Source organism: Pinisolibacter sp. DMC100 (assembly GCF_056313705.1).
Map to the genome: position 1 here is coordinate 304,233 of NZ_JBQUZT010000002.1, position 21,959 is coordinate 326,191.

Annotated in this window: 25 protein-coding genes; 8 read left to right on the forward strand and 17 right to left on the reverse strand. The window is 70.5% G+C overall.

What is annotated here, in order from left to right:
- Nucleotides 1-17: 17 nt before the first annotated feature.
- A complete protein-coding gene (gene phnF, locus ACT541_RS10315; protein WP_476136538.1) occupies nt 18-758 on the forward strand; it encodes a phosphonate metabolism transcriptional regulator PhnF in 741 nt (246 codons plus the stop codon).
- Nucleotides 759-955: 197 nt separating this feature from the next.
- Here the strand turns inward: phnF and phnE (ACT541_RS10320) are convergent, their stop codons facing one another.
- From phnE (ACT541_RS10320) to phnC, 4 genes are all read right to left on the reverse strand, one after another.
- On the reverse strand, nt 956-1,885 hold the full coding sequence (phnE, locus tag ACT541_RS10320) for a phosphonate ABC transporter, permease protein PhnE (protein WP_476136540.1): 930 nt from the start codon (nt 1,883-1,885) through the stop codon (nt 956-958).
- Nucleotides 1,882-2,778: a phosphonate ABC transporter, permease protein PhnE gene (gene phnE / locus ACT541_RS10325; protein ID WP_476136542.1), complete on the reverse strand. Its 897-nt coding sequence runs from the start codon at nt 2,776-2,778 to the stop codon at nt 1,882-1,884. Before phnE (ACT541_RS10325) ends, phnE (ACT541_RS10320) begins: the two co-directional genes overlap by 4 nt.
- A gap of 84 nt (nt 2,779-2,862) precedes the next feature.
- A complete protein-coding gene (gene phnD, locus ACT541_RS10330; RefSeq protein ID WP_476136544.1) occupies nt 2,863-3,777 on the reverse strand; it encodes a phosphonate ABC transporter substrate-binding protein in 915 nt (304 codons plus the stop codon).
- Between the two features lie 67 nt (nt 3,778-3,844).
- Nucleotides 3,845-4,672, reverse strand: a complete 828-nt coding sequence (gene phnC / locus ACT541_RS10335; protein ID WP_476136548.1) for a phosphonate ABC transporter ATP-binding protein — start codon at nt 4,670-4,672, stop codon at nt 3,845-3,847.
- Between the two features lie 250 nt (nt 4,673-4,922).
- Here phnC and ACT541_RS10340 point away from each other — a divergent pair, with 250 nt between their 5' ends.
- A complete protein-coding gene (locus tag ACT541_RS10340) occupies nt 4,923-6,089 on the forward strand; it encodes an alpha-D-ribose 1-methylphosphonate 5-triphosphate diphosphatase (protein ID WP_476136551.1) in 1,167 nt (388 codons plus the stop codon).
- A 19-nt stretch (nt 6,090-6,108) separates the two neighbouring features.
- On the opposite strand, the gene ACT541_RS10345 is transcribed toward ACT541_RS10340, so the two are convergent.
- Nucleotides 6,109-6,747, reverse strand: a complete 639-nt coding sequence (locus ACT541_RS10345) for an NrsF family protein (protein ID WP_476136553.1) — start codon at nt 6,745-6,747, stop codon at nt 6,109-6,111.
- Nucleotides 6,744-7,301, reverse strand: coding sequence for a sigma-70 family RNA polymerase sigma factor (locus ACT541_RS10350; protein ID WP_476136555.1), 558 nt, complete (start codon nt 7,299-7,301; stop codon nt 6,744-6,746). Before ACT541_RS10350 ends, ACT541_RS10345 begins: the two co-directional genes overlap by 4 nt.
- 198 nt (nt 7,302-7,499) lie before the next feature.
- On the opposite strand from ACT541_RS10350, the gene ACT541_RS10355 reads away from it, so the two are divergent.
- From ACT541_RS10355 to ACT541_RS10375, 5 genes are all read left to right on the forward strand, one after another.
- On the forward strand, nt 7,500-7,775 hold the full coding sequence (locus ACT541_RS10355; protein WP_476136557.1) for a BufA1 family periplasmic bufferin-type metallophore: 276 nt from the start codon (nt 7,500-7,502) through the stop codon (nt 7,773-7,775).
- A gap of 25 nt (nt 7,776-7,800) precedes the next feature.
- Nucleotides 7,801-8,091: a BufA1 family periplasmic bufferin-type metallophore gene (locus ACT541_RS10360; protein WP_476136559.1), complete on the forward strand. Its 291-nt coding sequence runs from the start codon at nt 7,801-7,803 to the stop codon at nt 8,089-8,091.
- Between the two features lie 68 nt (nt 8,092-8,159).
- Entirely contained in the window at nt 8,160-9,041 is an 882-nt protein-coding gene (gene bufB / locus ACT541_RS10365) for an MNIO family bufferin maturase (protein WP_476136561.1), read from the forward strand.
- Complete coding sequence (locus ACT541_RS10370; protein ID WP_476136563.1) at nt 9,031-9,831, forward strand: HvfC/BufC family peptide modification chaperone; 801 nt, start codon at nt 9,031-9,033, stop codon at nt 9,829-9,831. The genes bufB and ACT541_RS10370 overlap by 11 nt, the downstream gene beginning before the upstream one ends.
- A gap of 197 nt (nt 9,832-10,028) precedes the next feature.
- Complete coding sequence (locus ACT541_RS10375; protein WP_476136565.1) at nt 10,029-10,550, forward strand: DoxX family protein; 522 nt, start codon at nt 10,029-10,031, stop codon at nt 10,548-10,550.
- Here the strand turns inward: ACT541_RS10375 and ACT541_RS10380 are convergent.
- The 10 genes from ACT541_RS10380 to ACT541_RS10425 form a co-directional block, all read right to left on the reverse strand.
- Nucleotides 10,532-11,785 carry a molybdopterin molybdotransferase MoeA gene (locus ACT541_RS10380; protein ID WP_476136566.1) on the reverse strand — a complete coding sequence of 418 codons (1,254 nt, stop codon included), beginning with the start codon at nt 11,783-11,785 and terminating at the stop codon, nt 10,532-10,534. The two genes, ACT541_RS10375 and ACT541_RS10380, sit on opposite strands and share 19 nt — an antisense overlap.
- 37 nt (nt 11,786-11,822) lie before the next feature.
- Nucleotides 11,823-12,668 carry an ABC transporter substrate-binding protein gene (locus ACT541_RS10385; RefSeq protein ID WP_476136568.1) on the reverse strand — a complete coding sequence of 282 codons (846 nt, stop codon included), beginning with the start codon at nt 12,666-12,668 and terminating at the stop codon, nt 11,823-11,825.
- A 19-nt stretch (nt 12,669-12,687) separates the two neighbouring features.
- Nucleotides 12,688-13,416 carry an ATP-binding cassette domain-containing protein gene (locus tag ACT541_RS10390; RefSeq protein ID WP_476136570.1) on the reverse strand — a complete coding sequence of 243 codons (729 nt, stop codon included), beginning with the start codon at nt 13,414-13,416 and terminating at the stop codon, nt 12,688-12,690.
- A gap of 4 nt (nt 13,417-13,420) precedes the next feature.
- Complete coding sequence (locus tag ACT541_RS10395) at nt 13,421-14,116, reverse strand: ABC transporter permease (protein ID WP_476137519.1); 696 nt, start codon at nt 14,114-14,116, stop codon at nt 13,421-13,423.
- A 136-nt stretch (nt 14,117-14,252) separates the two neighbouring features.
- A complete protein-coding gene (locus ACT541_RS10400) occupies nt 14,253-14,789 on the reverse strand; it encodes a DUF2478 domain-containing protein (protein ID WP_476136572.1) in 537 nt (178 codons plus the stop codon).
- 86 nt (nt 14,790-14,875) lie between these two features.
- Nucleotides 14,876-15,187 (reverse strand): hypothetical protein, encoded by a 312-nt coding sequence (locus tag ACT541_RS10405; protein ID WP_476136574.1) that lies wholly within the window; start codon nt 15,185-15,187, stop codon nt 14,876-14,878.
- A 1-nt stretch (nt 15,188) separates the two neighbouring features.
- The gene (locus ACT541_RS10410) at nt 15,189-15,488 is read right to left on the reverse strand and encodes a MoaD/ThiS family protein (protein WP_476136576.1); all 300 of its coding nucleotides are present in this window, start codon (nt 15,486-15,488) and stop codon (nt 15,189-15,191) included.
- 30 nt (nt 15,489-15,518) lie between these two features.
- The gene (locus ACT541_RS10415) at nt 15,519-16,832 is read right to left on the reverse strand and encodes an NAD(P)/FAD-dependent oxidoreductase (RefSeq protein WP_476136578.1); all 1,314 of its coding nucleotides are present in this window, start codon (nt 16,830-16,832) and stop codon (nt 15,519-15,521) included.
- Nucleotides 16,833-16,953: 121 nt separating this feature from the next.
- Complete coding sequence (locus tag ACT541_RS10420; protein WP_476136579.1) at nt 16,954-18,801, reverse strand: aldehyde ferredoxin oxidoreductase family protein; 1,848 nt, start codon at nt 18,799-18,801, stop codon at nt 16,954-16,956.
- A 19-nt stretch (nt 18,802-18,820) separates the two neighbouring features.
- Nucleotides 18,821-19,297, reverse strand: coding sequence for a 4Fe-4S dicluster domain-containing protein (locus ACT541_RS10425; protein ID WP_476136581.1), 477 nt, complete (start codon nt 19,295-19,297; stop codon nt 18,821-18,823).
- Nucleotides 19,298-19,646: 349 nt separating this feature from the next.
- On the opposite strand from ACT541_RS10425, the gene ACT541_RS10430 reads away from it, so the two are divergent.
- A complete protein-coding gene (locus ACT541_RS10430; protein WP_476136583.1) occupies nt 19,647-20,018 on the forward strand; it encodes a winged helix-turn-helix domain-containing protein in 372 nt (123 codons plus the stop codon).
- 18 nt (nt 20,019-20,036) lie between these two features.
- Here the strand turns inward: ACT541_RS10430 and ACT541_RS10435 are convergent, their stop codons facing one another.
- Complete coding sequence (locus ACT541_RS10435; protein ID WP_476136585.1) at nt 20,037-21,956, reverse strand: molybdopterin biosynthesis protein; 1,920 nt, start codon at nt 21,954-21,956, stop codon at nt 20,037-20,039.
- Nucleotides 21,957-21,959: the final 3 nt, after the last annotated feature.

A 21,959-nucleotide genomic window follows, 5' to 3' on the forward strand; every position in this document is an offset into this window, starting at 1 on the left:
GCGTGGGAGACGAGGACGTGACGGCGGAAACCAAGAGCGCGGGGCTCGCCCGTGGGCGCGGCATCGCGGTGTGGCGGCAGGTGACGGAACTGCTCGAGGCGAAGATCGCCGACGGCGAGTGGGCGGCCGGCACGCGGCTGCCGACCGAGGCCGAGCTGGCGCTGCGCTACGGCGTCAACCGCCACACGGTGCGTCAGGCGCTGCGCGACCTCGCCGAACGCGGCATGGTGCGCGCCGTCCAGGGCTCGGGGACCTATGTGGAGCGGGCGCCGCTCGCCTATCCGATCGGGCCGCGCACGCGCTTTTCCGACATCGTGGTGGCGCAGGCGCGCGAGCCTTCGGGCGAGTTGCTCTCCGCCACGCGCGAACTCCCGACCGCGCCGATCGCCGCGGCGCTGAGGCTTTCACCGGGCGAGGAGATCGTGCGGCTCGAGACGGTCCGTCGTGCCGACGGCGTGCCGATCTCCTGGGCGCTGACGGCGGTGCCGGCGGCGCGCTTTCCCGATGTCGCCGAGATCTACGCGCGCACCGCCTCCTTCACCGCCGCCTTCAAGGCCGGCGGGGTCGAGGACTATTGGCGGGCGGAGACGCGGATCGGCGCGCGCATCGCCGACGATCTCGACGCGCGACGGCTGGAGATCGCGGTCGGCCGTCCGGTGATCGAGATCGACTGCATCAATTCCGACCTCGAGGGCCACCCGATCCAGTGGGCGCGGGCGCGCTTCGCCGGCGACCGGGTGCGGGTGACGGTCGGGTGAACGGTGGATGCGGGGTGTGAGTACCCCGCCGGCCTCTCGCAGAGGTCCTTCACCCTGAGGTGCTCGGCGAAGCCGAGCCTCGAAGGGCGAAGGGCCGAGAGGCACCGCCTGTCGACGGCTTCGTGTTTCGAGGCTCGCTTCGCTCGCACCTCAACATGAAGCCGAACAGAGGAAGACGGAGACCTCTCGGAGGCTGATCACGTCTCGATGCGGCGTTCGCCGATGATGGCGAAGCGTATGCGGGCGGAGATCTGGTCGATCGCCGCGACGGTCGCGAGCACCATCAGCACCAGCAGCGACACCTGCGCCCATTCCAGCGTGCGGATCGCTTCCGACAGCCACAGGCCGATGCCGCCGGCGCCGACGATGCCGATGATCGTCGCCGAACGGGTGTTGCTCTCGAAGTAGTAGAGCACCTGACCGGCGATCACCGGCAGGATCTGCGGCAGGATGCCGAAGCGGATCTGCGCCATCCGCGAGCCGCCGGAGGCCGCGATGCCCTCGACCGGCTTGGTGTCGACTGCCTCGATCGCCTCGGAGAAGAGCTTGCCGAAGGCGCCGAAGTCCGAGGACATGATGGCGAGGATGCCGGCGAAGGGGCCGAGGCCGACGACGTTGATCCAGATCAGCGCCCAGATCAGCGTGTCGACGCCGCGGATCGTGTCGAGGAAGCGACGCGTCAGGAAATGCGGCAGGCGGAAGCCCATGACGTTGCGCGCCGCCATGAAGCCGAAGGGAAAGGCGAGGATCGCCGCGGCCAGCGTGCCGAGGAGCGCGATCGCCACCGTCTCGGCCAGCCCGTTGACGAAGAGGCCGAAGCGCGCCCAGCTGCCGGCGGAGGGCGGCACCATCAGCGTCAGGAAGTGGCCGAGCTGCGAGAGCCCCGAGCCGATCCGGGCGAAGGAGAATTCGAACCGCCACAGCGCGAAGACGAGGAGGGCGGCGAGGCCGACGACGATGCCGACGCCGATCGCGCGGGCGGCCGGGTCGCCGCGGAAGACCTGCGGGTGGCGCTTCTCGAGGTCGGCGCGGTTGGCGCGGGCCGCCGGGCCGAGGGCGGCGCGGATGCGGCGGGTCTGCGACAGCACGCCGTCGAGATCGCTCGGAGACTTGACGACGACGCTCATGCCCGAGCCTCCCCGGCGACGAGACGATGGCGGATCCGCTCGGTGACGAGGTCGATCAGCATCACCGTGGCGATGATCACGACGAGGATCGCCGAGACGTCGGCGTAATAGAACTTGCGGATCGCCTCGATCAGGTCCTGGCCGATGCCGCCGGCACCGACGAAGCCCATGACGGCGGCGCCGCGCACGTTGATCTCGAAGCGCAGCAGCGCGTAGCTGGCGAAGTTGGCCGCGACCTGCGGCAGGGCGGCGAAGCGGACGGTCTGCCACCAGGTGCCGCCGGCGGCGAGCGTGCCCTCGACCGGGCGCATGTCGATGTTCTCGACCACCTCCGAGAACATCTTGCCGAGCGCACCGGTGGTGTGGATGGCGAGGGCCAGCACGCCGGGCATCGGGCCGAGACCGAAGGCGATGACGAAGATCAGCGCGAAGACCAGTTCCGGCACGGTGCGGCAGAACTCGAGCAGGCGCTTGACCGAGAGGCGCACGGCGGCGTGGCGGCCGAGGTTCTTCGCCGCCATGAAGGACAGGAAGAAGGCGGCGATCGCCCCCATCAGCGTGCCGGCATAGGCGATCAGCAGCGTGTCGCCGATGAGCCGGGTCCAACGCACGATGCCCCACATCCATTCGTCCGGCGCCACGAAGACCGGGCGGCCGACGTAGGGGCCGTTGTCGAAGACGAAGATGCGGCCGAAGTAGTCGCCGATCGAGCCGATGCGCGCGAACATCCGCGCCGGATCGACCCCGGCGAAGACGCCGGAGGCCACCACCACGACGACGAGCGCGGCGAAGGCCATGAGCGTCGTGTTGCGGCGGGCGCGGGTCGCCTCGGCATGGGCGCGGGCGAGCTCGGCGAGGCGGTCGGCCGGCAGGCGGGGCAGGGTGGTCGGCAAGGCGCACTCGCGTGTGACGAGGGAGGGGAAGATCGGACGCGGGAAGCCCCGCCGGGGTCACCGGCGGGGCGTCGGGCGGTTCGATCACGAACCCTTCTTCTTGCGCAGGTCGTCGACGAACTTGTTGAGCTCGACGATCGGCTTGTAGGCGTCGTGGGTGACGGCGACCCAGGGCAGCTGCTTGCCGTCGGTCATCTTCTTGAAGGCTTCCGGCTCCTTCTCGGGGAAGGAGAGGATGGCGGCGGAGAGCGCCTTCTTCAGGTCGTCGGGCAGGTCGGAGAGAATGGCGATCGGCGAGTTCACGATCTGCTCGGACTTGAAGATGATCCGGTAGTCGTCGTACTTCGCCAGACCCTTGCGCTCCATGCGCTTCAGCATCGACTCGTTCTCGTCGTTCCACCAGTTGGCGGCGACGTCGACGGTGCCCTGGCCGAGCGCGATGACGGCGTTCTCGTGGCTGCCGGTGTAGACCACCTTCGAGAAGTACGTTTCGGGGTCGATGCCCATCTTGGACAGCGAGAAGCGCGGCACGTTGTTGCCCGAGGTCGAGTTCGGGTCGACGAGGCCGAGGTTCTTGCCCTTCAGGTCCTCGATCTTCTGATAGGGGCTGTCCTTCTTCACGTAGAAGACGGAGTAGTAGCCCTTGGTGCCGTCCGAGTTCACCTCGATGGCGACCGGCTCGATCTTGGCGCCGACCATGGTGGCGCGGGCGTAGGAGGCGGGGCCGTAGTAGCCGATGTGGATCTGGCCGGCGCGCTGACCCTCGATCACCGCGGCGTAGTCCTGGGCGACGCGCAGCGTCACCTTGGTGCCGATGGCCTTCGACAGGTAGTCCATGAAGGGCTGATAGCGGTCGACGGTGCCCGAGGCGTTCTCGTCCGGGATCTTGCCGAAGACGATCTCGGGATACTTCGCCTTCCAGTCCTCGGCCCGGGCGCCGGTGGCGGAGAAGGCGACGGCGGCGACGGCGAGGCCGAGGACGCTGCGACGGTCGATCATGGGAGGTCTCCTCTGGATCGCGACGGTCCTGTCTTTCACCGCCGCGGGATGGGGATGGGAAAGGGCGTCAGACCGGGTCGAGCGCGTGGGCGGCGTCCCAGGCGGCGCGGATGTCGTCCGGCGTCGGGTCGTTCGCGTTCGGGATGTCGACCACTTCGACGGCCTCGAGGCCGTAGAGATCGCGCACCACCTCGTCGGTCAGCTCGCGGGGCGTGCCGTCGAAGACGACGCGGCCCGCCTTCATGCCGATCAGGCGGTCGCAGTAGCGCCTGGCCAGATCGATCGAATGGAGATTGGTCAGCACGGTGATGCCGAAGTCGCGGTTCACCCTGAGGAGCGCGTCCATCACCACCTTGGTGTTGCGCGGGTCGAGCGAGGCGATCGGCTCGTCGGCGAGGATGACGCGCGGTTCCTGCACCAGCGCCCGGGCGATCGCCACGCGCTGCTGCTGGCCGCCGGAGAGCGCGCCGGCGCGATTGGCGGCGAGACCCGCGATGTCGAAGAGTTCGAGCGCGGAGAGGGCGATCGCCTTGTCCTCGGCGGTCCACAGCTTCAGGAACGAGCGCCACTCGGCCATGTGGTCGAGGCGGCCCATCATCACGTTGGTCAGCACGTCGAGACGGTCGACGAGGGCGAACTGCTGGAAGACCATGGCGCAGTCGCGCCGCCAGTGGCGCAGCGAGGCACCCTTCAGCGCGGTGACCTCGCGGCCCTCCCAGACGATGCGTCCGGAGGAGGGTTCGACCAGGCGGTCGATCATGCGCAGCAGCGTCGACTTGCCGGCGCCGGAGCGACCGATGACGCCGACCATCTGCCCCGCCGGGATCTCCAGATCGACGCCGTCGACCGCGACGAATTCGCCGAAGCGTCGCGTCAGTCCCTCGATCGCCAGCATGTCCGTCTCCCGTGGCAAAGCCGATCGCCACGCGGTGCCCGAAAGGCGATCGCGCGGCTTCGGGAGATCGCTCTAGATGACGTTCGCAACGCTTCCGCGACGCCCCGATGAAGAGTCCGTGACGATGCGACGGAGAGGCCTTGCCGGAGCCGTCGTCCAAACGTCATCGTCGGGGACTAGCCGGTGCGGGAGAGACGGCGCGCGACGCGGGGGCCGTGGGACAGGCTTCGCCGAGGATCGGGAGACCGCCATGAACGACAGTGCACATCGCGCCGGCTGGCGTCTGCAGGGCGGCCGGGTGCTCGCCGGCGGTCGGCTCGCGGCGGGCGATCTCGCCTTCGTCGACGGTCGGATCGTCGCGGGCGAGGCGCCGGGCGCCCGGGTCTTCGACGCGCGCGGGCTCCTCGTGCTGCCGGGCATCGTCGACGTCCACGGCGATGCCTTCGAGCGGCAGGTGATGCCGCGGCCGGGCGTCTCCTTCGACCTCGTCACGGCGCTGATGGACAGCGACCGCCAGCTCGTCGCCAACGGCATCACCACGGCGTTCCACGGCGTCACCCGCTCGTGGGAGCCGGGCCTCCGCGGCGCCGAGAACGCCCGCGAGCTCCTCTCGGCGATCGAGCGGCTCGCCGGTCGGCTCGCGGCGGACACGCGCTATCACCTGCGCCACGAGACCTTCAATCTCGACGGCGAGGCGGAGATCCTCGAATGGATCGCCGCCGGGCGGATCGGCTGCCTCGCCTTCAACGACCACATGGCGTCGACGCTCAGGGACCGGGCCAAGCCGGAGAAGATCGGCAAGATGATCGAGCGTTCGGGGTTGGAACGTGCAGACTTCATGCATCTCGTCGAGGTCGTCGACGGCCGTCGCGACGAGGTCGCCCCGTCGATCGAGCGGCTGGCGGCGGCGGCGCGGGCGGCCGGCATCGCCATGCTGTCGCACGACGATCGCGACCCCGAGACGCGGCGCTGGTTCCGCGAGCTGGGCGTGGCGGTCGCCGAGTTCCCGCTCGACGTCTCGACCGCCACCGAGGCGGTGACGGCGGGCGAGGCGACGGTCTTCGGCGCGCCCAACGTGGTGCGCGGCGGCAGCCACACCGGCTGCCCCTCGGCGGCCGAGATGGTGCGCCAGGGGCTCTGCTCGATCCTCGCCTCCGACTACTACTATCCGGCGCTGGCGCTGGCGCCGTTCCGGCTGGCGAAGGAAGGGGCGGCGACGTTCGAGCGGGCCTGGGCGCTGGTCTCGACCAATCCGGCGGCGGCGATGGGGCTTTCCGATCGCGGACGGCTCGACGCCGGGCTGCGCGCCGACGTGGTGGCGATCGACCCCGAAGGGCCGGACGGCAAGCCGCGGGTGGTGGCGACCTTCGTCGCCGGCCGGCCCGTCCATGTCGCAGAGGCCGAGCGCATCCGCTGATGCGCCACGGCCGCCCGCCTCACCACGCCAGCAGGCGGCGACCGATCGCGGCGCCGATCGCGGCGGTGGCGGCGATGGCGAGCGTGTACCAGACGGCGACGAACAGCGGACTGTCGTCGGTGCAGTTGGCGGCATAGAAGAAGGCGCCGATCGCGCCGGCGAGAAGGCCGACCGCGGCGCCGGCCCGGGCCGGTTCGCTCGGGGCGCCGCGACGGGCCGCCGCCAGCAGCACGGCGATCGCCGGCATCGCCAGCGTCGGCACCAGCACCAGGCAGTGGAACCAGTTCTTCCCGACGACCCGGGCGCCCCATTCGGCCGACGGCACCAGCATCGCCTCGATCGCCACGGCGAGGGCGACTGCGGCGACGACGGCGATCACCGCCCGCCGGCCGACCGCCGGATCGCCGGCCGGGCGCAGCAGGGCGAGCGCCAGATGGCCGGCGGCGGCGGCGAGCGCGGCGCATTCGACGAATTTCAGCACGAAGCGCGGCGTCGTCACGGCGACGGCGAAGTCCGGGCGCGGCCCGATCGTGGCGAAGAACAGCGCGGCGGAGAGCACGGCGCCGACGAGGCCGGCGAGCGCGAAGCCGCGGGCGAGCGGTGCGGTCGGGGTTTCGGCGTCGAGCGCCAGGGCGCCGATCAGGTCTTCGGTCTTCATGTCATGCTCCCGGAAAGCGCCGCGAGCGCCTTCAAACCGCGGTGGAGGGCGACGCGGACGGCGCCCTCGGTCATGCCGAGCCGATCGGCGGTCGAGGCGATCGAGCACTCCTCGACGGTGATCGATCGGACGATGTCGCGCTGGCGCGGTGCCAGTCGCCCCAGCAGACGTTCGACGTCGCCGGCCTCGGTCGGGTCGCGCGCCTCGGGGGCGGCGAGCACCGCCTCGAAGTCGTCGACCGGCACTTCCGTCCGCCGGCCGCGACGGCGCAGGCCGTCGATCAGCTTGTGGCGGGCGATGGTGACGACCCAGGGCATCAGCGGCTGGGTCCGATCCCAGGTGTGGCGCTTCAGATGCAGCGCCAGCAGCGTCTCCTGCACGATGTCCTCGACGTCGGCGAGGCCGGCACCGGCGCGTGTCAGCCCGCGCGCGGCGGCGGAACGCAGCACCGGTGTCAGCGCCTCGAGCAGGCGGCGATAGGCGGCCGCGTCGCCGGCGAGGGCGGCGCGCATCCAGTCGCTCCAGGTGTCTTCCGTCGCGGCTCGACCGATCATGGCGCCCCTGTTGGTCTCGTCCGGCTTACGCGCGTGAAGGCGCATTCGTTACGGCTCGGGTCGCTCGATTACGCGACCGTGATCGCACGGCGCGCCCCGGTCACGGATGCGCGAGCGGCGTAACGAAGGCCGGGCGACGTCCGAAGACCGATACGAGCCGGACGAACCGGTTCGAGACCAAGCCAAGGAGATCGTCCCATGAATCGTCGCACCGTCAACCTCGCCGTCCTCGGTTCCCTCGCCGCCGCCCTCGGTGGCGCCGTTCTCGCCGGGCCGGCCGCCGCCGCCGAGCAGGAGAAGTGCTACGGCGTCTCGATGAAGGGCCAGAACGACTGCGCCGCCGGCAGCCACGACTGCAAGGGCCATTCGAAGGTCGACTACGACCCGGCGTCGTTCAAGCTCGTGCCCAAGGGCACCTGCACCATGATGAAGACGCCGAAGGGCATGGGCATGCTCGAGCCGGGCAAGATGTGATCGGCACGACGAGGAGACGACGCCCATGAACCGTACCGCCATCGCCCTGTCGCTCGCCGCCGCGCTCGGCGCCACCCTCTCTGCCGCCGCCGCGCGCGCCGAGGATGCGCCGCAGGAGAAGTGCTTCGGCGTCGCCCTGAAGGGCCAGAACGACTGCGCCGCCGGCGCCGGCACCACCTGCGCCGGCACGTCCCGGGTCGATTACCAGGGCAATGCCTGGAAGCTCGTGCCCAAGGGGACCTGCGCCACCATGAAGCTGCCGGGCGACCGCATGGGGTCGCTGACCGCCCTCACGCGCGACGTGCCGAAGGGCTGATCGTCGATCTTCGAAGGGCCGCTGTCCGTGCCGGCGGCGGCCCTTCCGAAACGTTTCGGGAGACCGCCATGTCGGATCGTTCTTCGCCTTCCGCGCCGGGATCGCTGCCGGCCACCTGCGGCGTCGGCTTCAAGCCGCGGCACTTCGCCGAGATCCTCGCCGATCCGCGCGGGGTCGGCTTCTTCGAGGTCCATGCCGAGAACTATTTCGGCGCCGGCGGCCCGCCGCATCGTCAGCTGACCGCTCTGTGCGAGCGTCATCCGTTGTCGATCCACGGCGTCGGCCTGTCGATCGGCGGGGCCGGGCGGCTCGATCGCGACCATCTCGACCGTCTCGCCGCGCTCGTGGCGCGCTACCAGCCGGAGGCGGTGTCGGAACATCTCGCCTGGTCGAGCCACGGCGGCTTCGGCTTTCCCGACCTGCTGCCGCTGCCGCTGACCGAGGAGACGCTGGCGCGGGTGATCGCCCATGTCGACGAGGCGCAGGCGGCGCTCGGCCGGACGATCCTGCTCGAGAACCCCTCGACCTATTTCCGCTTCGCCGAGAGCACCATTCCCGAGACCGAATTCCTCGCCGAGGTGGCGCGGGCGAGCGGCTGCGGCCTGCTGCTCGACGTCGCCAACGTCGACGTCTCGGCGACCAACCACGGCTTCGATCCGCGCGACTATCTGGCGGCCTTCCCGGTCGAGCGGGTCGGCGAGATCCACCTCGCCGGCCGCTTCGAGACGGTCGACGATGCCGGACTGCCGTTCTTCGTCGATGCCCACGACAGCCCGGTCGCCGATCCGGTGTGGACGCTCTTCGCCGAGACGATCGCGCGGCTCGGGCCCGTTCCGACCCTGATCGAGCGCGACGAGGCGATCCCGTCCTGGGCCGAGCTGGTGGCGGAAGCCGGCCGGGCCGGGGCGATCCTCGAGCGGGCGCGGGGAGGGCGGCGCGATGCGGCCTGAACCGGTTTCCTCCCACGCCGATCGGCAGGCGGCGATCGCCGCGGCGCTGCTCGATCGCGCGCTCGCCCCGCCCGAGGGGCTTCTGGCACCCGGCGGCGGGCCGATCGGCCGGCGCTTCGCCGTCCATCGTGCCACCGCGACGCTCGGTCTCGTCTCGGCGCTGGCGACGCGACACCCGGTGCTCGAGCGCATGCTCGGCGCCGAGACCTTCGCCGATCTCGCCCGCGCCTTCGTCGCCACCGACCGGCCGCCGACGGCGCTGCTCATCGACTGGGGCGGCGGTCTGCCGGACTTCGTCGCCGCCCACCCGGACCTCGCCGACTGGCCGTGGCTCGCCGACGTGGCGCGGCTCGAGGTGGCGTGGAACGAGGCCCATCACGCCGCCGAGGCGGTGCCGGCGACGATCGCCGATCTCGGGGCGTTCGATCCGGAGGCGCTCGCCGCCGCGCGGATCGCGGTCCATCCGAGCCTGCGGTTCGTCGAGACGGCATGGCCGGTGGCAGCGCTCTGGGCTGCGAACGGCGAGGCGGAGACGATCGTGCCGGGGGCGGAGTTCATTCTCGTCCTGCGGCCGGACGCCGAGGTCGCGGTCCATCCGGTCGACCGCGCCGGCCATGCCTTCGCCGCGGCGTTGGCGGGCGGGGCGACGATCGCCGCGGCGGCCGAGGCGGCACTGGCGATCGACGAAGCCTTCGACGTCGGTGCCCGGCTCGTCGCCCTGGTGCGGCTCGGTGCCGTCGCCGCCATCCGATGCGATCGTCCGCAGGAGGACCCTCGCTTGGTTCCATAGGGGGGCGGATCGACGTCCGTGCGCGATCCTTCGAGACGCGCCTGCGGCGCTCCTCAGGATGAGGTTCTGAAATTTTACCTGCAGCAACAAGCGCCTCATGCTGAGGAGGCGTTCGAAGAACGCCGTCTCGAAGCATCGCGCACGGCATCGAACTCGGTTCCACCGAGTTGTGCAGAGGTCCGAGAGGAGGACATGCCATGACCGAAATCGATTTGGACGCGACGTCCGCCCGCCCCAACCTGCTCGTCCGTCTGCTCGCACTGCCCGAGGCGCTGGTGGCGCGCACCGGCGGGTTCGCGCGCGACGTGGCGTTGCTGACGACGCGGCTGGCGCTGGCGGTGCCGTTCTTCGCCTCGGGTCTCACCAAGTGGGACGGCGTCGGCCGGCTGTCGGCGGGGGCGCTCTACCTCTTCCGCGAGGAGTTCCGCCTGCATCTCTTCGGCGCCGAGATCGCCTATCCGTTCCCGGCGGCCATGGCCTTCGCGGCGGGGACGGCGGAGATCGTGCTGCCGATCCTGCTGGTCGCCGGTCTCGCCACCCGCTGGGCGGCGCTCGGCCTGCTGGCGATGACGGCCGTGGTCCAGCTCACCGTGCCGGACGGCTGGGCGAACTTCCATCTGCCCTGGGCGGCGATGGCATTGGTGCTGGTCACCTTCGGCGGCGGCCGGGCGGGGTGCGATGCGCTCCTGCCCGGCGCGGCTCAGAAGATCAGCCGGTAGTCGAGATAGGGCACCTCGTCGCCGGGCGCGATCTTGGTGGTCTCCTCGGCGAGTTCGACGAGACCGTCGGTGCGGGTGAGCGAGGTCAGCACACCGGCGCCGTCGACCGGGTATTTCTCGGCGACGGTGTGGCCGTCGCGGGTGGCGAGAGAGACGCGGACATATTCGCGCCGACCGGCCTTCTTCGAATAGGCGAAGTCGGCGACGATCGTCTGGCGCGGCACGGCCACGACGCGGGCGCCGGAGAGCGCCGCCACGATCGGCCTGAGCACATGGGCGTAGGTGACGAAGACCGCGACCGGGTTTCCGGGCAGGCCGACGAAGGCGGCACCGGCGATGGTGCCGATCGCCACCGGGCGGCCGGGCTTGATCGCCAGCCGCCAGAAATGCAGCGCGCCGCGGGCCCCGACGGCGGCCTTGACGTGGTCTTCCTCGCCGGTCGAGACGCCGCCCGAGGTGACGATCAGATCGTGGCCGGCGGCGGCATTCCCGAGCCGCTCCGCGGTGGCGGCGAGATTGTCGGGCAGGATGCCGAGGTCGGTGACGTCGCAGCCGGCGCGCTTCAGCAGCGCCATCAGCGAGAAACGGTTGGAATCGTAGAGCGACGCCGGGCCGAGCGCGGTGCCGGGGTTGCGGATCTCGTCGCCGGTCGAGAAGACCGCGACGCGCGGGCGGCGGCGGACCTCGATCTCGGCGACGCCGAGGGCGGCGAGCAGCGCCACGTCGCGGGCGTCGCAGCGCCGGCCGGCCTCGAGCACGATCGTGCCGCGCGCCACGTCCTCGCCGCGCGGGCGGGTGTTGGCGCCGCGCTTCAGCCCTTCGGGCAGACGAACGGAGCCGTCGTCGAGGACGACGACGTCCTCCTGCATGAAGACGGTGTCGCAGCCCTCGGGCATCGGCGCGCCGGTGAAGATGCGGACGGCGGTGCCCGCGGCCGCGTCGTGGCCGGCGCCGTGGCCGGCGGCGATGCGGCCGGAGACCGGCAGCACGCTCGGCCCGCCGACCGCGAGTGCGCCGTGGGCGACGGCGTAGCCGTCCACGGCGGAATTGTCGAAGGGCGGCAGGTCGATCGGGGCGACGAGGTCGGCGGCCAGAACCCGGCCGTCGACCGCCTCGAGCGGCACCGTCTCGGTCTCGGCGATCGCGGGCACGCGCGCGGCGACGCGGGCCAGCGCCTCCTCGATGCGCATGAGATCACCGCCGAAGGCGAAGGCGTCGTCCGAGAGCTGTGCCATGCGTCGTCCCTGTCGTGATCGTGAACGCTCCGGCCGATCAGGCGCCGGGCTGGTCGGCGTTGGGGAAGAACAGCTGCTGGCCGCCGATCTTGTAGTCGGCGATCGCCTTCTGGCCTTCCGCGCTCGTCAGCCAGTCGACGAAGACCTGCGCCTCCTTGGCCTTGACGTGCGGGAACTTCTCCGGGTTCACCGCCATCACGCCATACTGGTTGAACAGACGCTTGTCACCCTCGACCGAGACGACGAGATCGCCGCGATTCTTGAAGCCGAGCCAGGTGCCGCGATCCGCCAGCGCGTAGCCGTTCATCGCCGAGGCGGTGTTGAGGGTGGCGCCCATGCCCTGGCCGATCTCGCGATACCAGTCGCCGCGCGCGGTCGCGAGGTCGATGCCGGCGGTCTTCCACAGGGCGAGTTCGGCCATGTGGGTGCCCGACTTGTCGCCGCGCGACACGAAGGGCGCCTTCTTGGCCTGGATCGTCGTCAGGGCGGCGGCGATGTCCCTGGTGCCGCCGACGCCGGCCGGGTCGGACTTCGGGCCGACGAGGACGAAATCGTTGTACATCACGGGCTTGCGCGCCTTGGCGAAACCTTCGGAGAGGAACTTCTCCTCGGCCGCGCGGGCGTGGACGAAGACCACGTCGGCGTCGCCGCGACGGCCGGTGTCGAGCGCCTGGCCGGTGCCCTGGGCGACCACCTTGACGGCGATGCCGGTCTTGGCGGTGAAGAGCGGCAGCAGATGCTCGAAGAGGCCGGAATCCTGGGTCGAGGTGGTCGAGGCGACGACGATCGAGGCGGTCGGTGCGGCCGTCTGGGCCGTGGCGAGCGCCGGCACGGCGGCGAGCGCGAGACCGGCGAGAGCGATGCGGCGAGTGATGGCGTTCATCGGAATTCCTCCTCTGCGATCAGATCACGAGATCGCCGGCGAGAAAGGCTCTCGCTTCCGGCGTCGCGGGTTCCTTGAAGAACTGCTCGGCGGGCGCATCCTCGTGGATGCGACCGCTCATGACGAAGAGCACGCGATCGGCGAGACGGCGGGCCTGTCCGAGGTCGTGGGTCGCCATGACGATGGTACGGCCCTCGGTCTCCATCATCGCGATGGTCTCCTCGATCGCCCGCGTCGCGGCGGGGTCGAGCGCCGAGGTCGGCTCGTCGAGAAACAGGGTCTCGACGTCGAGCGCCCAGGCCCGCGCGATGGCGAGGCGCTGTTGCTCACCGCCCGAGAGCACGCGGGCGGGACGGTCGGCGAGATGGTCGAGCCGGAAGCGCTTCAGCGCCTCGTCGGCGCGCGCGTTGCGCTCGGCTCGGCCGCGGCCGACGGCGGCGAGCGCGTGGATGAGGTTGGCACGGGCCGAGCGACGCAGCATCACCGGCTTCTGGAACACCATGGAATGGGCCTTGACCCCGGCCCGGCGGCCTTCGGCGACGTGCCAGTTCAGGGTGCCGGCGGTCGGGGCGACGAGGCCGTGGCAGAGCCGCAGCAGCAGCGACTTGCCGGCGCCGTTGGGACCGATCAGCACGGTGACGCCGCCGGGCTCGAGCGTCAGGTCGACGCCGGCGACGAGCGGCTGGCCGTCGATGGCGAAGGTCAGACCTTCGAGCTTCAACGGCATGATGGAGGCGGTGTCGCGCATCGGTTCACCCCGCGTTCCGGGCGCCGATACGGCCGATGCCGAAGGCGGTCGCGTTGAGCACGAGGGTGAGCATGAGCAGTGCCGCGCCGAGGCCGAGGGCCAGCGGCAGGTCGCCCTTGGAGGTCTCGAGGGCGATCGTGGTGGTCATGGTGCGTGTGTGGCCGACGATGTTGCCGCCGACGATCAGCACGGCGCCGACCTCGGCCGAGGCGCGGCCGAAGCCGGCGAGAAGGGTGGTGATCAGCGAGAAGCGGGCGTCCCACAGCAGGGTGGGCACGGCGCGCCGGCCGACGAGGTCGAGCGAGGCGAGATGCTCGGCATATTCGCGCCACAGGTCCTCGATGGTCTGGCGCGTCAGCGCGACGACGATCGGCAGGACGAGCACGGCCTGGGCCATGACCATCGCCTTGGGCGTGAACAGCCAACCGAGGCCGCCGAGCGGGCCGGAGCGCGACAGCAGGAGGTAGATCGCCAGACCGGCGACCACCGGCGGCAGGCCCATCAGCGTGTTGACGGTGACGACGACGGCGGTCCGGCCGGGAAAGCGCGAGACCGCGATGAGCGAGCCGAGCGGAAGGCCGATCAGGGCGGCGAGCGACACGGCGGTCAGCGTGACTCCGAGGCTGAGCCCGACGATCGGCCAGAATCCGGGCGTGTCGACGCCGAAGGCCTGCGCCAATTCGCCGAGAACGTCGACGATCACCATTCGCTGCTCCTGCGCATTCCCGCCGGATGTTCCCGGTCTCGCAAGGGCGTTATGTTCTTAAAAACATCACGACCAGTCAGGATGTTAGCACCGTTATGTCCGGCCCGCCTCCTCCTTTGGTAGAAGACCGTCAGGCGGCGCGGCCGGTCGCGGCGAGGGCCCAGCCGACGATGGCGTCGACGTCGGGGGCGAGTTTCGTCCAGTCGTCGCCGGCAAAGGCCTCGAAGGCCTCGCGCTGGGCCTCGCGCATCACGACGAGCGTCGGGATGCCGGCGGCCATGGCGTCGCCGATCTCGGAGCGGACGCCCTGGCCGGCGGCTTCCTGCTTGGCGAACTTGCCGACGAAGACGATGTCGCAGCCGGCCTCGATCGCCCGGGAGATCGACAGGCGGGCGCGGGCGAAACCGTCGGGATCGAGGATGCAGCTGTCGGCCTCGGCGCCGAGTTCCTGCGAGATCTGGGTGACGCCGTCGGAGGCGAGGTCGCGCAGCAGCATCTCGTGGCGGCCGTTGGAATGCAGGCCGCCCCATTCGGGCAGCACGCCGCCGAGCGAGAGGTCGCCGCGGGCGGTAAGACGGGCGCGGACCTCGGCCAGCGTCGGGGCGATGTCGAAGCCCGATTCGTAGACGACGACGGCGAGAGGCAGGACTTCGGAGGCGGACGACATGGGAATACTCGGCTCGGCTGCGGGGAGGGTCGCGGCGAGGGTAGGCCCGGGATCGCGGTCTTGTCCATCGTCTCCTCGGCCGCGCCTCAGCCGCCGCCCTTGCGGAAGACGGCGTGGAAGCGGGCGAGGAAGCGGCGAGCGAGATCATCGTCGGCGCCGTCGATCTCGACCCGGACGTCGGCGATCGGAAAGCGGACGAGCCCGATGCGGCGTTCGCGCGGGGCGGTGAGGGCGAGGCGAAATGCCGCCGTCTCGAAGCGGCCCTCGATCGTCGTGCCCGAGACGCGGATCGTCTGCGCGGGATCGAGATGGGCGGCCATGCGGGCGAGTTCGGCCGCATCGATCGCCATCTCGAAGTCGTGGACGCGCGCCGGCGACGCGGCGGCGGAGCCGTCCATCTCAGCCACCGGCGATCGGCGGCCAGATCGACAGGACCTCGCCGGGGGCGAGCGGTCGCGTCGCACGCGTCTCGTGGTCGACGAAGCGGCCGTCGACCAGCACGATGGCGCAGAGCGCCGCCGGCAGGTCGAGAGTCGCGACGATGTCGGCCGGCGTGGTGCCGACCGGCACGGCGACGCGCGCCTCGTTGCGCCGGGTTCCCTCCGGCAGCCAACGCTCCAGCATGGCGAAGAGCTTGAGCGTGATCTCGATCGTCTCGGTCCCGGCGGGCGTGCCCTTGGGGGCGATCACGTGGATCATGCGGATCTCCTCTCGCTCGTTCCGCCCGCCTCAGGCGAGCGACAGCGCGCGCGCCAGATAGGCGTCCATGAACTTGTTCGGGTCGGCCTTGAGCTTGGCCTTCCAGTCGTCTCCGAGCGGCGCGCCGGTCTGGATCAGGCCGCGCAGCGCGCCGATGTGGTGCGTGCGTCCGACGACGGTCGCGCCGATGACGCGGTCGCCCTTGAACTCCAGACGAATGTAGTGATGGGCGGCCTCGTCGACCACCTCGACGTGATCGCCGCCCTCGGCACCCCACCACTGACCGTAGGAGGTCGAGACCAGACCGAAGGTCTCGAGCACGTTCATGCGCAGGCCGCCGAGGGTGCGGGCGTCGCCGCCGGCCATGTTGGCGCCGGCGACCAGCGCCTGGTCGGCGGCGTTGGGCTGGATGGCGTTGACCATGTGCTCGCCGGTCGAGAAGTCGACCGACTCCGTGCAGTCGCCGGCGGCGTAGACGTCGGGGGCGGTCGTCTGCATGCGGTCGTCGACGACGATGCCGCCGAGGCTGCCGATCTCGACGCCGGAGCCGCGCAGATAGTCGATCGCCGGGGCGACGCCGGTGGCGCAGATGACGAAGTCGAACAGGCGCGTCGTGCCGTCGCCGAAGCTCACCTTGACCTTCTCGCGGGTGTTCTTGGCCTTGAAGACCAGCGACAGCAGGCCGCCCTGGGGGACGTTCGCCTCGATCGCCGCGACCTTGGTCGAGGTCAGCACCTCGACGCCCGACTTCTCGCTCCACGAGCGGATCAGCGCCGAAGCCTTGGGCGTCATCATGCGCGGGACCATGCGGTCGCCCATCTCGACGACGGTCAGCGAGCCGCCGGTCTTGCCGACGGTGTTGGCGATCGCCTCCATGATGATGCAGCCGATGAAGCCGGCGCCCATCTGCAGCACCTTGGCGCCCGGCCGCAGCCGGTCGAGGATGGCGCGGGCATCCTGAAGCGTCCAGCACGACACGACGTCGGGCAGGTTCATGCCGGGGATCGGCGGGCGCACCGGGCGGGAGCCGGTGGCGAGCAGGAGCTTGTCGTAGGGCATGGTCTCGCCGTTCGACAGCGTCACCGTCTTGGCGTCGGTGTCGATCGACGAGGCGCGGGCCTCGGCCAGCTCGATGCGGTGATTGATCCAGTGATTGCGGTCGTGCCGCAGCAGGGTGCCCGACTCGGCGATCTTGCCCTCGAGCAGATAGGGGATCGCCATGCGGGAATAGGGGCGCTCGTGCTCGTCGCCGACCACGACGATCTCGTCGTGCGGGCGGGCCTTGCGGATGGCTTCGGCGGCGACCACACCGGTCGGACCGTTGCCGAGAATGACGTGTCTCATGGGAACCCTCGCGGCAATTCGGGGCCCGCACGCGCCCGCCGCCGATCGCGCGGGCGGGATCGGAGGCGAGCGGGCGATGCGGGAGAGGGGACGGCCGCGCGAGCGGCCGTCCGGGTTCGGATCACAGGCCGAGGCGGGCGCGCGTCTCGGACGTCGGGATGCCGTCGGAGGTCCAGCCGCGTTCGGCGTAGTACTCGGGCAACATCTTCTCGAGGCCGTTGACCAGGCCCTTGGCGGGGCCGGTCTTGGCCGGTTCCGTCGTCAGGCGCTTGGGCAGGCAGTCGTCCTTGGCGGTGAAGCCGGCGGCGTTGTTGAACATGCGCTCCATGTTCCAGATGCGCTCGCCGACGACGTTCAGGTTCTCCAGGCTCCAGTCGCCCTCACAGGCCGCCTGGAGCTGCGGCGCGACGTCCACGAGGCTCCATGCGAAGGAGGTGAAGAGGCAGACGCCGGCCGAGTCGAACACCGCGGTCGCGTCCTGGAACGCCTTGACGAGACCCGCCTTGCCTTCGGTCGCCAGCGGATCGGTCTTGATCGGGATGCCCAGCACTTCCGAGGCCACGGTGTAGCTGCGCAGATGGCAGGCGCCGCGGTTGGAGGTGGCGTAGGTCAGGCCCATGCCCTGGATGCCGCGGCTGTCGTAGGCCGGGAATTCCTGACCCTTGACCGACATCGAGAGCTCCGGATGGCCGTACTTCTCGCAGAGCCGCTTGGAGCCGAGACCCATCTCCTTGCCGAAGCCCTCGCCGGTGGCGGTCTTCTCGGCGAGGAAGGTCAGCGCCCGGGCGGAACCGAACGGCGCCTCGATGCCGATCTGCTCCTTGGTGAGGACGCCCATCTCGTAGAGTTCCATCACCGCGCCGACGGTCGCACCGAAGGAGATCGGGTCGAAGCCGTCCTCGTTGCAGAGGAAGTTGGCGTAGGTGAGCGCCTCGAGGTCGTCGACGCCGTTGGCGGCACCGAGCGCCCAGGCCGCCTCGTATTCCAGACCACCCGACGCGCCCCAGTACTGCGGGCGGTTCTCGACCGTGTAGTGGCCGTTGTCGAGCTGGGAGATGCGGCCGCAGGCGATGGTGCAGCCGAAGCAGGCCTGGTTGGTGACGAGGTTCGCCTTGCCGTCGGTCGGGCGCTTCTCGCGCATGGCCTCGGCCGAGATGTCGCGCGCGCCCTCGAACTGGACGTCCTTGTGGTTGCGCGTCGGCAGAGCGCCGATCTCGTTGATGACGTTCATCAGCACCTGGGTGCCGTAGGTCGGCAGGCCCTGGCCGGTGACGGCGTTGTCGGCGAGCACCTTCTTGGCGGCCTTGGTGGCGGTCATGAAGGCCTTCGGGTCACGCACGGTGCCGACGCCCTTGGTGCCGCGCACGGCGATCGCCTTGAGGTTCTTCGACGCCATCACGGTGCCGACGCCGGAGCGGCCGGCGGCGCGGTGGAGGTCGTTGACGACCGCGGCGTAGAGGCAGCCCTGCTCGGCCGAACGGCCGATCGAGGAGACGCGCATCAGCGGGTCCTGATGGCGTGCCTTCAGGTTTTCCTCGGTGTGCCACACGGTGTGGCCCCACAGGTCGGCGGCGTCCTCGAGGGTGACCTCGTCGTCACGCACCAGCAGGTAGACCGGCTTCGGGGACTTGCCCTCGAAGATGATCATGTCCCAGCCGGCCTGCTTCAGCTCGGCGCCCCAGTAGCCGCCCGAGTTGGAGCAGGCGATGGCGCCGGTCAGCGCGCCCTTGGTGATGACGGTGTAGCGGCCGCCGGTCGAGGCCATGGTGCCGGTCAGCGGGCCGGTGGCGAAGATCAGCTTGTTGGCGGGCGACAGGGGATCGACGCCCGGGCCGACCTCGTCGACGAAATACTTCGTGCCGAGGCCGCGGGAGCCGAGGTATTCCATCGCCCATTCCATGTTGAGCGGCTCGTTGGAAACGGTGCCGGCGGTCAGATCGACGCGCAGAATCTTGCGTTGCCAGGACATGGGATTCTCCTCGTCTTCCTCAGGCGGTCTTCGTGGCGGTGTCGAGCTTCTCGGCCCAGTTCCTCATGCGATCGAGGCCGGTCCAGTTCGCGTCGACGAAGGTGATGGCGCCGGTCGGGCAGGCGTCGGCACAGGCCGGAGCGCCCGCACAGAGGTCGCACTTCTGGACCTTGCCGGTGTCGGCCACGTAGTTGATCGTGCCGAAGGGGCAGGCGATCGTGCAGACCTTGCAGCCGACGCAGGTGGTCTCGTTGACCACCTTGGCGCCGAGAACCTTGTCCTCGTGGATGGCGCCGACCGGGCAGGCATGCATGCACCATGCTTCCGAGCACTGCGTGCAGGTGTAGGGGACCTTGCGGCCGGTCGTATGGAAGTCGAAGACCTTGATGCGCGACTTCGAGGTGGCGAAGACGCCGTGGTTCTCGAAGGAGCACGCCATTTCACATTGCAGGCACCCGGTGCACTTCGATGCGTCGATGTGCAGTGAATTCATCATGGGCCTCTTCCTCCCTTGCGGTCGACGAACCGTTCGCACGCCACGAGGAGAGGCGACGGTCCAGTTTTCGTTGTGTTTGGTAAAACAAAACGGCGAGACCGCCTTGTTTCACTCCCCGGTTTTCGTTATGATCAGCAAAGCATTTCGCTGAGCCGTCAGTATTTTTGCTTGGGCGGATCATCGATCGGGCCGCTCGGATTTGCAATTGTTCCAAAAGGCAATTTTGGAGCACTCGATTTCACGTCGGCGCGAGGTGGCGGCGACTTGCTTCCGTCGACGAAAGGCAGTTTGCTCATGCGTGGGCGACGCCGCGTCGTGTCGCCGGTCACCTCGGGTTCGGGAGCCGCCGATGATCGCCGTTCGTTTGTTCCTCAAGCTCGATTCAGACACGCGAATCGGTCACGGCAAGGTCGCCCTGCTCGAAGCGATCGAGGAGACGGGTTCGATCTCCGGCGCCGGTCGGGCGCTGGGGATGACCTATCGTCGGGCCTGGGAACTGGTCGACCACCTCAACAAGGCCTTCGGCCGCCCGCTCGTCACCGGCCAGACCGGCGGCGCCGGCGGCGGCGGAGCGCGGCTGACCGAGCTCGGGCGCGAGGTGGTGGTGCGCTATCGCGCGATCCTGGCGGCGACCGAAGCCGCCGCCGCGCCGCATGTCGCGATCCTCGACGATCTGATGAAGACCGCCGACGCGCAGGACGGGGTCGACGACGGCTGCTGAGCCGTCGCCGAGCCGACGTCACGCCGGGCGGAAGCCGGCCTCGGCGAGGCGGGCGCGCATCTCGGGATCGGCGAGGAGGTCGAGGAAGGCGCGGACCGCCGGGCGCTCCGACCGCGAGCGCGGGATCGCGAAGTCGTAGTGCTCTTCCCCATAGGGCAGGAAGGCGAGACCCTCGGCGCGGGCCGCGGGCTCGATCGTCATGCCCCAGTCGGCGGCGCCGCGGGCGACCGCGACGACGACGGCGCCGTGCGAGCGCGGCTGATTCTGCCAGCCCGGCGGGCGGCGGCCGGCGAGCAGCCGGTCGATGAGGATTCGCGTGCCGGCGCCCTGGTTGCGGTTGACCATGACGACGGACGGATCGGCTAGGGCCGCAGCGACCGCCTCGGCGACCGTCGCGAATCCCGCGAATCGCGCGTCGTCGGGGCGATGGACGAAGCCCTGCATGCGGCGCCAGCCCTCGTGCAGTTCGAGGCCGTCGTCGAGGAAGGGCTGGTTCCAGCCGCCGGTCGCCGGGTCCATCAGATGCATCGGGGCGACGTCGCATTCGCCGCGCCGCGCCGCCTCGAGACCGCCGGTCGAGCCCAGCGCCAGGATGCGGACGTCGAAGCCGCGGTCGGAGAGCGTGTCGACGATCGGCTCGAGGCCGATGCAGTGCGATCCGGCGATCACCAGATCGGGCAGGCGGATGTCGGGGTCGAACAGCGTCACCTCGCGGTCCGAGCCCGCCGGCAGATGGTCGGCGAGCGCATCGACGGCGACGAATCCGTCGGCCTGGGCGAAGGCCGAGATCGAGCCCGAGCCCTTGAACACCGGATGGGCGACCACCTCGCCCTCGTCGCCCTCGGCGAGCGAGACCATGACGTATTCGGTGCGGCCGCGGGCCGAGGGCACGCGTACCGGCACGGTCGCCTCGACGCTCTCGTCGGCGCGCGGCTTGAGGCCGGCGAGACGGCGCAGCGACGGCACGACGAACTCGTGGAAGGTGAACATCGCCGAGGCCGGGAAGCCCGGCAGCACGATCACCGCCTTGCCGCGGCAGACGGCGAGGCAGAGCGGCTTGCCCGGCTTCAGCGCGACGCCGTGGACGACGATGCCGGGTTCGCCGAGTTCGGCCACCAGCCGCGAGGTGTAGTCGCCGGCGCCCTTGGATGTGCCGCCGGAGAGCACGACCATGTCGCAGCTCTCGAGCGCCCGGGCGAGGGTTTCGCGCAGCGCCGCCTCGTCGTCGCGGACGCGGCCGAAGATCACCGGCTCGCCGCCGTTCTCGGCGACGGTCGCCGCGACGATCGGGCCGTTGGTGTCGTAGATGCCGGCGGGCGGCAGCGGCTCGCCGGGGGCGACCAGCTCGTCGCCGGTCGAGACGACGGCGACCTTCGGCCGGCGCCACACCGGCACCTCGCCGATGCCGGAGGCGGCCATCATGCCGATCTCGCGCGAGCCGATCGGCGTGCCGCGGCGGATGAAGACCTCGCCGCGGCCGAGGTCGGAGCCGGCGAAGGCGACGTTCTGTCCGCCCGCCACGGCGCGGCGGACGAGGACGGTGCCGTCGACGGCCGGTTCGGTCCATTCGACCGGCACGACGGCGTCGGCGCCGCGCGGGATCGGGCCGCCGGTGGCGATGACCGAGGTGGCGCCCGGTTCGATCGCGATCTTGGGCAGACGGCCGCAGGCGATCTGCTCGCCGGTCGGCGTCAGGGCGATCGGGTTCTCCTCGGAGGCCGTGGCGACGTCGCTCGCCCGGACGGCGAAACCGTCCATGGTCGAGCGGTCGAAGGGCGGCACCTCGATCGCCGGCGACAGGCTGCGGGCGACGATGCGGCCGAGGCTCTCGCCGAGCGGCACCGTCTCGACCCCGACCGGCGCGGCGGCGAGCGCCGTCTCGAATCGCGCGAGCGCCTCGTCGCGCCCGAGAACGGTGAGAAACTGGTCCTGTTTCACGGC